The sequence below is a fragment of the Streptomyces sp. PR69 genome, from assembly GCF_026420845.1.
Classification (GTDB): Bacteria; Actinomycetota; Actinomycetes; order Streptomycetales; family Streptomycetaceae; genus Streptomyces.
The window spans coordinates 26,442-40,327 of the sequence record NZ_JAOWCB010000030.1 but is presented as its reverse complement, the minus strand read 5'-3'; the positions used below and the strand labels follow the sequence as shown (position 1 = coordinate 40,327).

Here is a 13,886-nt window from a genome sequence, read left to right as displayed (position 1 = left end):
TCGCCATGGTGTTCCGCAGTCCGTACGCAGCAGTCCCGGCCGTCGACGAGCCGATCCACCAGGCCGTGCTCGGCCGCGCCGCGGAGTTCGGCGACGCCGTCGCCCTCGTCGACGGCGTGAACGGCCAGACCGTCACCTACGCCCAGCTCGACCGCTTCCACCGCCGCATCGCGGCCGCACTCGCCGCCGCCGGACTGCGCAAAGGCGATGTGCTGGCGCTGCACAGCCCCAACACGATTGCCTACCCGGCTGTCTTCTACGGCGCGGCCCGCGCCGGGGCGTCCGTCACCACCGTCCATCCGCTCGCCACGCCGGAGGAGTTCGCCAAGCAGCTGAGCGACTCCTCCGCCCGCTGGATCGTCACCGTCTCCCCGCTGCTCGACAACGCCCGCCGCGCCGCGGAACTCGCCGGAGGCATCGCGGAGATCTACGTCTGCGACACCGTGGACGGACATGACGGACATAGCAGATATGTCAGCGTGCTCGACATGCTCGCCTCGACCGCGCCCGAGCCGGAGGTCGCCATCGACCCCGCCGAGGACGTGGCGGCCCTGCCGTACTCCTCCGGCACCACCGGGGTCCCCAAGGGGGTGATGCTCACCCACCGCTCCATCGCCACCAACCTCGCCCAGCTCGCCCCGGCCATCCCGATGGGGCCCGGCGACCGCATCCTGGCCGTGCTTCCCTTCTTCCACATCTACGGCCTGACCGCCTTGATGAACGCGCCCCTGCGGCATGGCGCGACCGTCGTCGTGCTGCCGCGCTTCGAGCTGGAGACCTTCCTCGCCGCGATCGAGAAGCACCGCATCAACGGCCTGTACGTCGCCCCGCCGATCGTGCTGGCGCTCGCCAAGCATCCGGCCGTCGCCGACTACGACCTGTCCTGTCTTCAGTACATCGTCAGCGCCGCCGCCCCGCTCGACGCGCACCTCGCCCAGGCGTGCTCGAAGCGCCTCGGACTGCCGCCCGTCCTGCAGGCGTACGGCATGACGGAGCTGTCCCCCGGCACCCATGTGGTGCCGCTGGACGCGCAGAACCCGCCGCCCGGCGCCGTGGGGCGGCTGCTCCCCGGCACCGAGATGCGGCTCCTCGCCCTCGACGGCTCCGGCAAGGACGCCGACGCCGGGCAGGAGGGCGAGATAGCGATCCGCGGGCCGCAGGTGATGAAGGGCTACCTCGGCCGTCCCGACGCCACCGCCGCGATGATCGACGAGGAGGGGTGGGTGCACACCGGCGACGTCGGGCGCGTCGAGGGCGACGGCTGGCTCTTCGTCGTCGACCGCGTCAAGGAACTGATCAAGTACAAGGGCTACCAAGTCGCCCCCGCCGAACTGGAGGCCCTGCTGCTCACCCACGAGGGCATCGCGGACGCCGCGGTGATCGGCGTGCCGGACGCCGACGGAAACGAGATCCCCAAGGCGTACGTCGTACGGCAGCGGGCCGCCGCGGACCTCACCGCCGGCGAGGTGACGGCGTACGTCGCCGCACGCGTCGCCCCGTACAAGAAGATCCGCCGGGTGGAGTTCATCGACGGCGTGCCGCGCGCCGCCTCGGGAAAGATCCTGCGACGGGAGCTGCGCGAGAGGGATCGCGCGAGCGATCGCGAGAGGAAGACCGTATGACGCTGGTGCTCCGCGGCCGGGAACGCGGCATCGCCACCCTGACGCTTGACTCGCCCGCGAACCGCAACGCCCTGTCGGCGCGGCTCGTCGACGAGCTGGCGCAGGCCCTCGGCGACTGCGCGCGGGACGAGACCGTACGGGCCGTGGTGCTCACCCACACCGGGACCGTCTTCAGCGCGGGCGCGGATCTGAAGGCCCCGCCCAACCCGTACACGTTCGTCGCGCTGCTGCGGCAGCTCGTCACCCTGCCCAAACCGGTGGTGGCGCGGATCGACGGGCGGGTACGGGCCGGAGGCATCGGCCTGGTCGGGGCCTGCGACCTGGCGGCGGCGAGCGCGGGCTCCGACTTCGCGTTCACGGAGGTGCGGCTGGGGGTCGCGCCCGCGGTGATCTCGCTGCCGCTGCTGCCGCGCATGGACCCGCGGGCCGCCGAACGCTACTACCTGACCGGGGAGCGGTTCGGCGCGGCGGAGGCCGTCCGCACCGGGCTGCTCACCGTCGCCTCCGAGGACGCCGGCGGTGACGCCGATGCCGATGCCGGTTCAGGCTCTGTCTCCGGCTCTGTCTCCGGCTCCGGCGTCGATCGTGTGCTCGCCCCGCTCCTCGACGGGCTGCGCAGGGCGTCCCCGCAGGGCCTGGCCGCGGCGAAGCAGCTGCTCGCGGCTAGGGTGCTGGAGACCTTCGAGCGCGACGCGGAGGATCTCGTACAGCGCTCGGCCTCGCTGTTCGCCTCGCCCGAGGCGCGCGAGGGCATGACGGCCTTGCTGGAACGACGGGACCCCGCATGGGTGTTGTAGCAACCGCGCACAAAGGCGCCGAGAACGCGCCGAAGCAGGACCGCAGCCGCGCCACCCGGCAGCGGCTGCTGGAAGCCGCCGTGGCCTGCCTCGCCGAACACGGCTGGGCAGGCTCCACGGTCCTCGTCGTCGCCGAACGCGCCGGGGTCTCCCGCGGCGCGGCCCAGCACCACTTCCCCACCCGCGAGGACCTGTTCACGGCGGCCGTCGAATACGTCGCCGAGCAGCGCTCCAGCGCCCTCGCCTGCCTCGCGGGCGAGGACCGCAAGGAGATCGTCGCCGCGATCGTCGACCTCTACACCGGCCCGCTGTTCCGGGCCGCCCTGCACCTGTGGGCAGCCGCCTCGAACGAGGACCAGCTCCGCCCGCGCGTGACGGAGCTGGAGGCGAAGGTCGGCCGCGAGACGCACCGCATCGCGGTGGAGCTGCTGGGCGCGGACGAGTCCCGGCCCGGTGTGCGCGAGACCGTGCAGGGGCTGCTCGACATGGCGCGCGGGCTGGGGCTCGCCACCCTGCTCACCGACGACAGCGCACGCCGCGGCCGGGTGGTGGCCCAGTGGGCGGCGCTGGTCGACGCCCAGCTGGGCCGCTGACTGAGCTGAATCAGCTGATGCCGACGATGTCGTCGTAGCCGGCGATCTCGCGCGGGCTGCGCGAGCCCGGCCCCACATACCGCGCCGACGGCCGCACCAGCCGGCCCGTGCGCTTCTGCTCCAGGATGTGCGCCGACCAGCCCGCCGTGCGGGCGCAGGTGAACATCGACGTGAACATATGCGCCGGGACCTCGGCGAAGTCCAGCGTGATCGCCGCCCAGAACTCCACATTCGTCGCCAGGACCCGGTCCGGGCGGCGGTTGTGCAGCTCCTCCAGCGCGGCCTTCTCCAGCGCCTCGGCGACCTCGTAGCGCGGCGCGCCCAGCTCCTTGGCGGTGCGGCGCAGCACCCGGGCGCGCGGGTCCTCGGCGCGGTAGACGCGGTGGCCGAAGCCCATCAGCCGCTCGCCCTTGTCCAGGGCCTGCTTGACATAGGCGGCGGCGTCGCCGGTGCGCTCGATCTCCTCGATCATGCCGAGGACGCGGGAGGGCGCGCCGCCGTGCAGCGGACCCGACATCGCGCCGACGGCCCCGGAGAGCGCGGCCGCCACATCCGCGCCGGTGGAGGCGATGACGCGGGCGGTGAAGGTGGAGGCGTTCATGCCGTGCTCGGCGGCGGAGGTCCAGTACGCGTCCACGGCCTTGACGTGCTTGGGGTCCGGCTCGCCGCGCCAGCGGATCATAAAGCGCTCGACGACCGACTGGGCCTTGTCGATCTCCCGCTGCGGGACCATCGGCAGCCCCTGGCCGCGTGCGGACTGGGCGACGTACGACAGCGCCATCACGGCGGCGCGCGCCAGATCGTCGCGGGCCTGCGCCTCGTCGATGTCGAGGAGCGGTTTCAGCCCCCACACCGGGGCGAGCATGGCCAGCGCGGACTGCACGTCGACGCGGATGTCGCCGGAGTGCACGGGGATGGGGAAGGGCTCGGCGGGCGGCAGACCGGGGTTGAACGCGCCGTCGACCAGCAGACCCCAGACGTTGCCGAAGGACACCTGGCCGACCAGGTCCTCGATGTCGACGCCTCGGTAGCGGAGCGCGCCGCCCTCCTTGTCGGGTTCTGCGATCTCCGTTTCGAACGCGACGACTCCCTCGAGTCCAGGTACGAAGTCGGACATCAGGCGGCTCCTCAGGGTGGCTGCGACTTCAGGCGGGTTGGTCGCCCCGGCGGTGTCCGGTACGGCGGGTCGTCAGCGGGCCGTCCGGAAGCTGTGAGGGGGCCACAGTGACCCGAGCCAAGATTTTGGCTGGTCCGGCTGGTGCGGGGAAGCGTGACATCCGGCACACTGCCCCATTTCAGCGAGAGAGGATTAGTGACACTCCGTGCCGGGCAGACTCCCCCGTCGTCGCGGGGCGTCGCGGGGGCCGCGGGCCCGTCACCCCTCGGCCGATGGCACTGCGTACCCGCTCGGGAGCCATAGGGAGTGCCCGCTCGGGCGCTGCGGCAGGATGAGCCCGTGACCGATCACCAGCCCGCCCCTGCCCGGCACACCGCGTCGCCCGTCATCGCCGGGACCGTCGTCCCCGACCCGTCTGTCATGCGGGAGCAGTACCGCTCCACGCCGCTGTACGAGAGCGACCTCGCCGCCACGCCGATGGAGCAGTTCGCGCACTGGTTCGCCGAGGCCGCGGCCGCCGCGCTGCACGAGCCGAACGCCATGGTCGTCTCCACCGTCTCCGCCGACGGCCGGCCCTCCTCGCGCATCGTGCTGCTCAAGCACTTCGACGACCGGGGTTTCAGCTTCTTCACCAACTACGGCTCCCGCAAGGGCCGCGACATCGACGCCAACGCCTCCGTCTGTCTGCTCTTCCCCTGGCATCCGCTGGCCCGCCAGGTGATCGTCACGGGGGAGGCGTCACGCGTCGGCCGCGCCGAGACCGCCGCGTACTTCCGCACCCGGCCGCACGGCTCGCAGCTCGGCGCGTGGGCCAGCGAGCAGTCCGCGGTCATCGCCTCCCGCGAGGAGCTGATCACCCGCTACGAGCAGCTCGCCGCCCGCTACCCCGAAGGCGAACAGGTCCCGGTGCCCCCGCACTGGGGCGGCTTCCGCGTCGCCCCGGACACGGTCGAGTTCTGGCAGGGCAGCGAGAACCGGCTGCACGACCGGCTGCGGTACGTACGCGACGAGACGGCGGTTGGGGGCTGGCGGCTGGAGCGCCTGTCGCCCTGACGGGGCTTCCCGTGTGCCGCACGCAGGAGGACGTCAGGAAGCGGGCCGCGCCCGCACAGCCCAGTTTCCAAGCGGCAACGATTTTCGGGAACAGAGTGTGTGCTGCGTCACGTTCCAGTTGAATGAACTCACGTGCATGAGCTGAAGCTGACGGGCATGAGCATGCGTGGGACGCGTCCTGCAGGGGGTCCAGGATGAGTGCTTCCAGGAGTGAGACGGCGGGCGCGGCGCTCGGGCCGGATGAGCCCGGGCCCGAGCGCGAGCGAGAGCGGGAGCGGGGCGGGCCGGGGGCGGAGCTGCTGGCCGCGCTGCTGGACGGGATGGACGCCGCGCTCTGCGCCTTCGACGCGGACGGGGTGATCACCCATTGGAACCGCGAGGCCGAGCGGATTCTGGGCTGGTCGGCCGAGGAGGCGGTCGGGCGGCGCGGGTTCGCCGGATGGGCGGTGCGCCGCGCGGACGCCGGAGAGGTTGAGGGGCGGCTGCTGGCGGCCATGGACGCGCCGGGGCGGCAGGTGCATGAGTTCGCGCTGCTGCGCAAGGACGGCGGCCGGGTGCTCGTGCGGACGCAGTCGGCGCGGGTCCTGGGCGCGGACGGCGAGCCCGCCGGCGTCTACACGGCCTTCAGTGAAGTCCATGCGCAGATCGATCTGGAGCGCTCGATCGCGCTGAGCGAGGCCCTGTTCGACGATGCCTCCTGGGGTGTCGTCCTGGTCGATGTGGATCTCCGCCCGACCGTCGTCAACGCCCATGCGGCGCGGGCGCTCGGCGCGGGGCGGGTCTCGCCGCTGGGGCGGCCGCTGGGGGAGCTGGTCGTCCAGGGCGTGGAGGAGCTGGAGGGCGCGCTGCACCACGTACTGGCCGAGGGCGCGCCGCGCGGGCTGGTCGAGCTGTGGGTGACCCTGCGGGCGGCGGAGGCCGGGGGCGGGGCAGAGGGGGAGGAGCCGCAGCGAAGGTGCTGGCGGAGCGGGTTCCTGCGGCTGGCCTCACCGCTCGCGGAGGAGCCGGTGCCGCTCGGAGTGGGCTGGCTGTTCCACGATGTGACGGAGCAGAAGCTCGCCGAGCAGGAGGCCGACCGGCTGCGCTTCAGGTCGAGCCAGCTGCACCGGGCCGGGCGCGCCGCCGTCGAGTGCGAGGACCCGATGGAGGCGGCGACGGCGTATGTCGACTTCGCGCTCGCGGGCTTCGCCGACCACGCCCTGATCGACCTGCTGGAGCCCGGCGGCGACCGGCTGGTCCGCGCGGCCGCCACGCCGTCCGGGACGCCGGGGCCGTGTCTGCCCGTCGCGGGCGCGGGCCCTGAGGGCGCGGGCATCCCCGTCCGCTATCCGCCCGGCCATCCGGCCCTTCAGTCGGCGGACCGCGTCGGCTCGGTCCGCGCGAGCGCGGGCGCGCGGTCGGTTACGAGGGCGGGCGCGCGGGCGGGGGCCGGCGGGGGCCCCGCGGCGCACGCCGGCGGCGGCCGGGCGGCGGGCGAGTGGGCCGAGGAGCGCCAGTGGCCGGCCGACACCGCCCACGCCCTGTGCACCCCGCTGCGCAGCCGCGGCCGCACCCTGGGGGTCCTCACCTTCCTCCGTACCGCCAGCCGCCCGCCGTTCGAACGGTCCGACGCTGCGTACGCGGAGAGCGTCGCGGCCCTCGCGGCGGCGTCGCTGGATCTGGCCCGTCTGGCTGGGAGGGAAGAGCGCGCGCGGGACGACCGGGACGAGCGGGAAGGCCGGGGCGGGCCGGGCGACCGGGGCGAGCGGGGCGGGCCGGGCGACCGGGGAAGGCCCTAGCGGAGCCGGTGGGCCTCAGCCGCGCCGGTCAGTGGCGGAAGAAGATCCGGTCGGCGTACTGACCCAGAATCCGGCCGTTCCACTCATGGCCGCCGTCCACGTTCCCGGAGCGCAGCAGCGGGGGCTCGATGCCCCGCTCGACGAGCCGCTCCGCCGCGGCGGCCATCGTCGCCTGCATCAGCGCGCAGGTGACGACCGTGGACGCGGGCGCGAAGGGGGCCTCGATCCCCTGGTGCGTCAGCTCCGCGTCGCCCACCGCGATCTTGGAGTCGATGACGATGTCGCAGTGGTCCTTGAGGAACGTGCCGGACTTGTGCCGGGATCTGGTCTCCTGCGCGTACGCCGCCGAGGTGACGCCGATGACCGTCAGTCCGAGGGCGCGCGCGTTCATCGCCATCTCCACCGGCAGGGCGTTGCGCCCCGACAGGGAGATGATCACCAGTACGTCGCCGGCGCGGGCGGGGCTGGAGTCGAGCACCGCGCCCGCCAGCCCGTCGACGCGCTCCAGGGCGGAGCCGAGCGTCGCGGGCATGATGTCGACGCCGACGACGCCGGGGACGGCCAGCAGATTCATCAGGGCGAGGCCGCCGGCCCGGTAGACGACATCCTGCGCGGGGAGGGAGGAGTGCCCGGCGCCGAAGGCGAAGAGGCGGCCGTCCGCGGCGACGGCGTCGGCGATCGCGGTCCCGGCGGCCGCGATGTTCGCCGATTCCTCGTCCCGTACGCGCTGCAACAGGCCGATCGCGGCGTCGAAGAACTGACCGGCCAGCTTGCTCTCGCTCATGCGCAGCCCTCTCGCACGCGTGGAATGTTCATGCCGCCGATACGTTGCGGTCTGGACCATTCCCCTGTCAATACGGCGTCCAATACGGCGTCCCCGCGGCTGTTCCCGCACCTCCGCGTGAACGTTCGGCGGCGGGCTTCCATCGACGCGGGACGGTTGTCGGCGGGATGCGTCAGAATTGAGTTCAGGGCCGCCAGCACGATTCCATCGAGGGGCACGTATGTCCGGACTGATCGACACCACGGAGATGTATCTCCGCACCATCCTCGAGCTTGAGGAGGAAGGTGTGGTGCCTATGCGCGCCCGTATCGCGGAGCGGCTCGACCAGAGCGGTCCCACGGTCAGCCAGACCGTGGCCCGCATGGAGCGGGACGGCCTGGTCACGGTCGCGGGAGACCGCCATCTGGAGCTGACGGAAGAGGGCCGCCGGCTGGCCACGCGCGTGATGCGCAAGCACCGCCTCGCCGAGTGCCTGCTCGTCGACGTCATCGGCCTGGAGTGGGAGCAGGTCCACGCCGAGGCGTGCCGCTGGGAGCATGTGATGAGCGAGGCGGTCGAGCGGCGGGTGCTGGAGCTGCTGCGCCACCCGACCGAGTCGCCGTACGGGAACCCGATCCCGGGTCTTGAGGAGCTGGGCGAGAAGGCGGAGGCCGACCCCTTCCTGGACGCCGGGATGGTCTCGCTGGCCGATCTGGACGCGGGCACGGAGGGCAAGACCGTGGTCGTCCGCCGTATCGGCGAGCCGATCCAGACGGACGCTCAGCTGATGTACACGCTGCGCCGCGCGGGCGTGCAGCCCGGCGCCGTGGTGAGCGTCACGGAGTCCGCGGGCGGCGTGCTCGTGGGCAGCGGCGGCGAGGCGGCGGAGCTTGAGTCGGACATCGCCTCGCACGTCTTCGTGGCCAAGCGCTGAGACCGGCCCCCGGCCCTGTGTGGCCCGGGGCGGTGCCGGGCCGGGAGGCGCGGGAGAACGCACCTGGGTTCCTCGGCGCTCTGAGGCGCCATTGGCGCCTCGGGCACTTTGGGCACCTTGGGCGCTTTGGGCACCTTGGGCGCTTTGGGGCCTGCGAGGGCCTTGTGGCCGCCGAGGCGGGCGGGGGGCGTCCGGAGGCGTCCGGCGGGCGCGTGCTGGTTGCTTTTCCGTCCTCCTGACTCCGATTTCCGTCTGGATTCCCGTCGGAACGGCAGCGCCCGAGGGAATCGCATGCCACGCTGTGGCTGAGGCATATGACCCCACGGCCGGGGAGGGGATCTGGGTGATGCGCCCGCCGCGCTCGTCGTACGCCCCGCGCGTGTCGCAGCGCGCCGTTTCACGCGCCCGCGCACGGCACCCGAGGCCATTCGGCCGCCTGACGGCGACAGGGGTGGACCCCGGCGCCTTGCGACGCCGGGGCCCGTCCTCCCCTGTGGCGACCCTGAGCCCCGAGCTCCCAGGGTCATCCCCTCGGACCGTTTTCCCCGAGCGGCCCGCCCCCCGGAGAAGATCTCCCCTTGGTCGTGGACGCCAATCCTTGAGCGTGGTCACTCGTATGAGCGGTGTTGCGCGGCAGAGCCGCATTTCCAGCTTGTTCGAATAGAAGTTCGATAGTCTGGCGGGGCTCGACAGGGTTCGATCACCGGGGGAGAAGGGGGTGCCAGACCACATGGTGCGGCGCATCGATGTCAGCGGAGCCGGCGGCGTACGCCTCGCCGCATGGGAGTTCGCCGACCCTCCCAAGGGCCGCAGCGGCGACGGCGAGCCCGCTCCGGGAGTATTACTGCTCCACGGCCTGATGGGCCGTGCCTCGCACTGGGCCTCCACGGCCCGCTGGCTGGCCGAGCGGCACCGCGCCGTCGCGCTCGACCAGCGCGGCCACGGCCGCAGCGACAAACCGGCCGACGGCCCCTTCACCCGGGACGCATATGTCTCCGACGCCGAGGCCGCGATCGAACAGCTCGGCCTCGCCCCGGCGATCCTCATCGGCCACTCCATGGGCGCCCTGACCGCCTGGCAGCTCGCCGCCAAACGCCCCGATCTGGTCCGGGCCCTGATCATCTGTGATATGCGGGCCTCCGCCCTGGGAGCGGCCTCGCAGCGCGAGTGGGAGGAGTGGTTCCGCTCCTGGCCCGTCCCCTTCGCCACCCTCGCCGACGTCCGCAAGTGGTTCGGCGAGGACGACCCGCGGGTCGAGCGCCCCAACCCCTCCCGCGGAGAGTTCTTCGCCGAGGTCATGGCGGAGCGGGCCGACGGCTGGCGTCCCGTCTTCTCCCGCCGCCAGATGCTCATCAGCCGCGCGACCTGGGTCTACGACGCCCACTGGGAAGAGCTGGCCCAAGTCCGCTGCCCCACCCTGGTCGTCCGCGGCCTCGACGGCGAACTGGGCCGCGCGGAGGCCTCGGAGATGGTCCGCGTCCTCCCCCGCGGCCAGTACGGCGAAGTCGCCGACGCGGGCCACCTCGTCCACTTCGACCAGCCGGAGCGCTGGCGCTCCGCGATCGAGCCCTTCCTGGACAGCGTGCTGACGCCCTGACGCCCTGACGCCCTGACGCCCTGACGCCCTGACGCCCGGCCGGACGGCCCGGCGCCTGCCGTGCGGCCTTACGACAGACCGGGCCGGGGTGCAGCTGCCCCGCTCCCCGGCTCAGCGCACCAGCTCAGTTGGGGCCGGACCAGTAGGCGTCCGGCCACCGCTTCGAGTCCGGGCTGAACTCGACCTCGATCTTGTCAGCCGCGTCGGGCGGCAGTGAGAAGGCGTACTTGCCGATGGCTTCCTTGCCGGGCAGGACATAACCGGTGATGACCTTCTGGCGTCCGCTTCCGTCGATCACGAGTTCTGTGGAGGCCCCGTTGGCGTCGTTGACGCTGGGCAGCCCCGTCTCGACCGACAGCCGCTCGGCGCTGGTGTTGACGACGGTGACCGTCACCTGCACGGCCTTGTTCCCCTTCGCATGGCCGTAGACCAGGCTGTCCGGGGTGAACGGCTCCGGCTTGGCCACAGTGACCTTCAGTCCGTTCTCGAAGGTGTACGCCTCACCGAACGACAGGTGCCTGGCCTTCTCCTTCTCCCGCTCCTTTTCCGCCTCCGCAGCCGCCGATGCCCTCACCTCGGCGATCTCTGCGCGGGCGTCCTCGGCCGCATCCTTGACCAGCAGCACCGAGAACACCCCGCCGCCGACCGCGATCAGCAGACCGGCCGCGCCCAGGATCACACCGGTCAGCGCCATCCCTCTGTTGGTCGCCACTCCCTTGCGGCAATGGGCAAGCCCGACGAAACCGAAGACCAAGGCCAGCAGGGCCGGCAGCCAGGACATCCAGAAGAGGACGACGGCCAGTCCGAGGACCACGCCGACTATGCCGAGCACCAGGGCCGTGACCCCCATTCCATTCCGGGCCTGCGGAGCCTGAGACGGGTACCACGGCCCGTGCGAAGCGGAGGGCCCTGAGGGCTGGGATCCCCACGGATTCCGGGAGGTCGACTCCCGGTCCACGGGATTGCGGTCACCGGGCGGAGCAGGCATGGTCATGCAAAGTCCTTGGCTGTCGAATTCACCGGGTCGATGACCCTACCAGCCGCTTTTACCGTTTCCTCATCCCTGGTGGCGGATCGGGGAAGCCTCGGCGGCACGTGTACGCAGCCTCCGGACCAGGGGTGCGGGGCCCTGGTCCGCAGGCGCAGGCGGTCAGGAGGGACTGGTCCGCGCCACCGGAATCCAGAGCTCCGCCTCTGCCTCGGCCCAGTCCTGTGAGGGGACGACCCGCAGCATCTCGGGGCCCGGACGGCTCTCGTACGGATTCGAGGGGAACCACTGCGTGAACACATCCCGCCACAGGTGCTGCAGCGACTGCGGGAACGGCCCCGAGTCCTCGAACACCGCCCACATGCCCGCCGGGACGGCAAGCGCGTCAAGGTCCTCGGGCGGGTCGGCGCAGGTCACCACGCCGTGGTAGTAGTCCAGCTCCGTGCCCTCCGCACGGCTCGGGTCCACCTTGTCGCTCACCTGGAGGATGCCCGCCGGCTCCTGGTCCGACAGGGCCGTGATCCGCTGGATCGTCGCCTGGTCGATTCCCCTGATGAACTCCACGATCGCCGGATTCAGGCCCTCGTGGACCAGCGGGACACGGGCCCTCTTCCCGACCACGCGGAACTCCTCCCGCTCCACGATCCGGTATCGCATGCTGCTGCTCCCTTCGACGACGAGCCGGAAGGACAACCGCTGCTGCGACCGCAGAGCCGCGCCGGTCCGCCGGGCCTCTCCGGGCCCGACGCCGTGCACCGCGCGGAACGCCCGCGCGAACGCCTCCCCGGAGCCGTATCCGTACCGCACGGCCACGTCCAGAAGCGTCCGCTCCCCGGCGAGCACCTCCGCCCCCGCCACGGTCAGCCGCCGACGCCGGATGTAATCCGACAGCGGCATCCCCGCGAGGGCCGAGAACAGCCGCCGGAAGTGGTACTCCGACGTCACCGCGATCCGCGCCAGCTCAGCCGCGTCGATCTGTGCGTCGAGGTGCTCCTCGACGTACTCCATGGCCTGGTTGAGCCGCTCCAGCATCCCGGTCTCCTTCCCTTGCACCGACCACGCTAGGAAGGACCGGCCCTGCGGGACCCGACATCCCGTGCCCGCTCCGATCGGGTCCGGTCGGGTCTGGTCCGGTCGGGCACGGGAATGTGTCATCGGGGACGACGCGGCTCTCTGCCGGGGTTACGCCTCCCGTACCCCACGATGTAGCCGGTGGCCAGCAGCAGCCCCACCACGCCGACCGCGAGCGCGCCCAGAATCTCGACGATCCCCGCACCTTGTGAGACGGCGGTGATGAAGCCGCCGATTCCGCCCACGGACGCCAGCACGCCCAGGATCAGGGTCCTGTGAGTGCGGGACAGCAGATCGAAGAGCTGACCTCCGGCCCGGCCCGGCGCGTTCTCGCGTCGTCTGTTCACACCGCTCATCACACCGCTCACTTCCAATGCACTCTTCCCGGGTCCTTGGGGGCCATGATCTTCGCGTCGGGTCCCTGAGAGGCGCTCTGCGCCGGGGTGTAGTAGAAGTCCAGCCCCGTGGCCACCACGCCGGCCGGGAAGCCGAAGATCTTTCCGCCCAGCCAGCCCGCCTTGTTCATCAGAGTCGGCTTGCGGTGCCGTCCGCCTCCGCCGGAGCTCTCCATCAGGGAGGCCTCCATGCCGGCCGCATAGGCGGGCGTTCCGGCGATGAAGTACGACTCCGCGTCGGCCCACTTCCCCTTCTGCGCGCTGTTGGCGCTGTTGAGCCATGCCCGGTAGCCGATGAACTCCGCCGCCGGCTTGAGCCAGGACTGCCGAACTTCCCCTTGGAGGCCCCGCAGGAGGGCGGGCGTCACATGCAGCTTCTGCTTGGCGCCCTGGCCGCCTCCGCCGTCGAGCTGGTTCAGTCGGGTGCTTGTGGGGCGCTGCGTTCTGGCGTCGGACATATGCCCGGCCCACTCGTCTTCAAGGACATGGTGCTGAAGTTCACCCCGTGCTACGTGCTCTGCGCGTCCCCCGTAGGACGTGCACATGGGGTGCACGGTACCCCGTCCGGGTGTCAGGCCCCGTCTGCCGCCCGGCGGTAGGTGCACACCTGGACGCCGGTGTCGCTGGTGACCGTGGAGACCAGCTCAAGCGGGAGCTTCGTGCCGTCGTTGGGGAAGACCGACTTTCCGCCGCCGAGGATCACCGGCATGACCATGAGCTTCAGCTCGTCGACCAGCCCCTCGCTCAGCAGCGTGCGTGCGAGCGACGCGCTCCCCATGACCAGCAGATCGCCGTCACCGGCCCCGCGCAGCTCCCGGATCTGAGCGACTGCCTTGTCGCCCGGGATGAGCTGCGTGTTGTTCCACGTCAGCTCCGACTCGCCCAGCGTCCGGGACACGACGTACTTCCGGACGGCGTTCATCCGGTCCGCGAACGGATCACCCGCCCGCCCCGGCCACGCCCCCGCCATCGTCTGCCATGTACGCCGCCCGAACAGCAGCGCCTCCGCCTTCCCCAGCGCCTCGTCGAAGGCCCCGCCGACCACCTCGGGGTCAAAGTACGGGTGCGTCCAGCCGCCGTGGGCGAAGCCGCCCTCGGTGTCCTCCTCCGGCCCGCCGGGCGCCTGCACGACGCCGTCGAGGCTGATGAACTCGCTGATCACGATGCGCATGGAAACC

General features: G+C 71.9%; 14 protein-coding genes. 7 read left to right on the top strand and 7 right to left on the bottom strand.

Annotated features, from left to right (window positions below):
- Positions 1-5 precede the first annotated feature (5 nt).
- From OF819_RS23405 to OF819_RS23395, 3 genes are read left to right on the top strand one after another with little or no spacing between them, the layout of a single operon-like run.
- Positions 6-1,622, top strand: a complete 1,617-nt coding sequence (locus OF819_RS23405; RefSeq protein ID WP_267245588.1) for a 4-coumarate--CoA ligase family protein — start codon at positions 6-8, stop codon at positions 1,620-1,622.
- Positions 1,619-2,419, top strand: coding sequence for an enoyl-CoA hydratase family protein (locus OF819_RS23400; protein ID WP_267245587.1), 801 nt, complete (start codon positions 1,619-1,621; stop codon positions 2,417-2,419). Before OF819_RS23405 ends, OF819_RS23400 begins: the two co-directional genes overlap by 4 nt.
- On the top strand, positions 2,407-3,012 hold the full coding sequence (locus OF819_RS23395) for a TetR/AcrR family transcriptional regulator (protein WP_267245586.1): 606 nt from the start codon (positions 2,407-2,409) through the stop codon (positions 3,010-3,012). Before OF819_RS23400 ends, OF819_RS23395 begins: the two co-directional genes overlap by 13 nt.
- Positions 3,013-3,022: 10 nt before the next feature.
- On the opposite strand, the gene OF819_RS23390 is transcribed toward OF819_RS23395, so the two are convergent.
- Positions 3,023-4,129, bottom strand: coding sequence for a citrate synthase 2 (locus OF819_RS23390; protein WP_267245585.1), 1,107 nt, complete (start codon positions 4,127-4,129; stop codon positions 3,023-3,025).
- A 420-nt stretch (positions 4,130-4,549) separates the two neighbouring features.
- On the opposite strand from OF819_RS23390, the gene pdxH reads away from it, so the two are divergent.
- Positions 4,550-5,182 carry a pyridoxamine 5'-phosphate oxidase gene (pdxH, locus tag OF819_RS23385; protein ID WP_267245610.1) on the top strand — a complete coding sequence of 211 codons (633 nt, stop codon included), beginning with the start codon at positions 4,550-4,552 and terminating at the stop codon, positions 5,180-5,182.
- Positions 5,183-5,376: 194 nt separating this feature from the next.
- Positions 5,377-6,960 (top strand): PAS domain-containing protein, encoded by a 1,584-nt coding sequence (locus OF819_RS23380; RefSeq protein ID WP_267245584.1) that lies wholly within the window; start codon positions 5,377-5,379, stop codon positions 6,958-6,960.
- Positions 6,961-6,988: 28 nt separating this feature from the next.
- Here the strand turns inward: OF819_RS23380 and OF819_RS23375 are convergent, their stop codons facing one another.
- Positions 6,989-7,744: an SIS domain-containing protein gene (locus tag OF819_RS23375; protein WP_267245583.1), complete on the bottom strand. Its 756-nt coding sequence runs from the start codon at positions 7,742-7,744 to the stop codon at positions 6,989-6,991.
- 220 nt (positions 7,745-7,964) lie between these two features.
- Here OF819_RS23375 and OF819_RS23370 point away from each other — a divergent pair, with 220 nt between their 5' ends.
- Positions 7,965-8,657, top strand: coding sequence for a metal-dependent transcriptional regulator (locus OF819_RS23370; protein ID WP_267245582.1), 693 nt, complete (start codon positions 7,965-7,967; stop codon positions 8,655-8,657).
- Positions 8,658-9,387: 730 nt separating this feature from the next.
- Positions 9,388-10,254, top strand: a complete 867-nt coding sequence (locus tag OF819_RS23365) for an alpha/beta fold hydrolase (RefSeq protein ID WP_267245609.1) — start codon at positions 9,388-9,390, stop codon at positions 10,252-10,254.
- 124 nt (positions 10,255-10,378) lie between these two features.
- Here OF819_RS23365 and OF819_RS23360 read toward each other — a convergent pair whose 3' ends face one another.
- The 5 genes from OF819_RS23360 to OF819_RS23340 all read right to left on the bottom strand — a co-directional run bounded on the left by OF819_RS23360 (position 10,379) and on the right by OF819_RS23340 (position 13,879).
- Positions 10,379-11,104 carry a DUF4190 domain-containing protein gene (locus OF819_RS23360; protein ID WP_267245581.1) on the bottom strand — a complete coding sequence of 242 codons (726 nt, stop codon included), beginning with the start codon at positions 11,102-11,104 and terminating at the stop codon, positions 10,379-10,381.
- Between the two features lie 300 nt (positions 11,105-11,404).
- The gene (locus tag OF819_RS23355; protein WP_267245580.1) at positions 11,405-12,274 is read right to left on the bottom strand and encodes an AraC family transcriptional regulator; all 870 of its coding nucleotides are present in this window, start codon (positions 12,272-12,274) and stop codon (positions 11,405-11,407) included.
- Between the two features lie 119 nt (positions 12,275-12,393).
- Entirely contained in the window at positions 12,394-12,669 is a 276-nt protein-coding gene (locus OF819_RS23350; RefSeq protein ID WP_267245579.1) for a hypothetical protein, read from the bottom strand.
- 8 nt (positions 12,670-12,677) lie between these two features.
- Positions 12,678-13,253, bottom strand: coding sequence for a hypothetical protein (locus OF819_RS23345; RefSeq protein WP_267245578.1), 576 nt, complete (start codon positions 13,251-13,253; stop codon positions 12,678-12,680).
- Positions 13,254-13,279: 26 nt separating this feature from the next.
- On the bottom strand, positions 13,280-13,879 hold the full coding sequence (locus OF819_RS23340; RefSeq protein ID WP_267245577.1) for a dihydrofolate reductase family protein: 600 nt from the start codon (positions 13,877-13,879) through the stop codon (positions 13,280-13,282).
- Between the last annotated feature and the right edge of the window lie 7 nt (positions 13,880-13,886).

What these genes read in the sequence shown, in the direction of transcription:
- OF819_RS23400 (WP_267245587.1), top strand. Translation starts at nt 1,619, where the DNA reads ATGACGCTGGTGCTCCGCGGCCGGGAACGCGGCATCGCCACCCTGACG.
- OF819_RS23365 (WP_267245609.1), top strand. Translation starts at nt 9,388, where the DNA reads ATGGTGCGGCGCATCGATGTCAGCGGAGCCGGCGGCGTACGCCTCGCC.
- OF819_RS23405 (WP_267245588.1), top strand. Translation starts at nt 6, where the DNA reads ATGGTGTTCCGCAGTCCGTACGCAGCAGTCCCGGCCGTCGACGAGCCG.
- OF819_RS23395 (WP_267245586.1), top strand. Translation starts at nt 2,407, where the DNA reads ATGGGTGTTGTAGCAACCGCGCACAAAGGCGCCGAGAACGCGCCGAAG.
- OF819_RS23370 (WP_267245582.1), top strand. Translation starts at nt 7,965, where the DNA reads ATGTCCGGACTGATCGACACCACGGAGATGTATCTCCGCACCATCCTC.
- pdxH (WP_267245610.1), top strand. Translation starts at nt 4,550, where the DNA reads ATGCGGGAGCAGTACCGCTCCACGCCGCTGTACGAGAGCGACCTCGCC.
- OF819_RS23360 (WP_267245581.1), bottom strand. Translation starts at nt 11,104, where the DNA reads ATGGGGGTCACGGCCCTGGTGCTCGGCATAGTCGGCGTGGTCCTCGGA.
- OF819_RS23390 (WP_267245585.1), bottom strand. Translation starts at nt 4,129, where the DNA reads ATGTCCGACTTCGTACCTGGACTCGAGGGAGTCGTCGCGTTCGAAACG.
- OF819_RS23350 (WP_267245579.1), bottom strand. Translation starts at nt 12,669, where the DNA reads ATGAGCGGTGTGAACAGACGACGCGAGAACGCGCCGGGCCGGGCCGGA.
- OF819_RS23380 (WP_267245584.1), top strand. Translation starts at nt 5,377, where the DNA reads ATGAGTGCTTCCAGGAGTGAGACGGCGGGCGCGGCGCTCGGGCCGGAT.
- OF819_RS23375 (WP_267245583.1), bottom strand. Translation starts at nt 7,744, where the DNA reads ATGAGCGAGAGCAAGCTGGCCGGTCAGTTCTTCGACGCCGCGATCGGC.
- OF819_RS23345 (WP_267245578.1), bottom strand. Translation starts at nt 13,253, where the DNA reads ATGTGCACGTCCTACGGGGGACGCGCAGAGCACGTAGCACGGGGTGAA.
- OF819_RS23340 (WP_267245577.1), bottom strand. Translation starts at nt 13,879, where the DNA reads ATGCGCATCGTGATCAGCGAGTTCATCAGCCTCGACGGCGTCGTGCAG.
- OF819_RS23355 (WP_267245580.1), bottom strand. Translation starts at nt 12,274, where the DNA reads ATGCTGGAGCGGCTCAACCAGGCCATGGAGTACGTCGAGGAGCACCTC.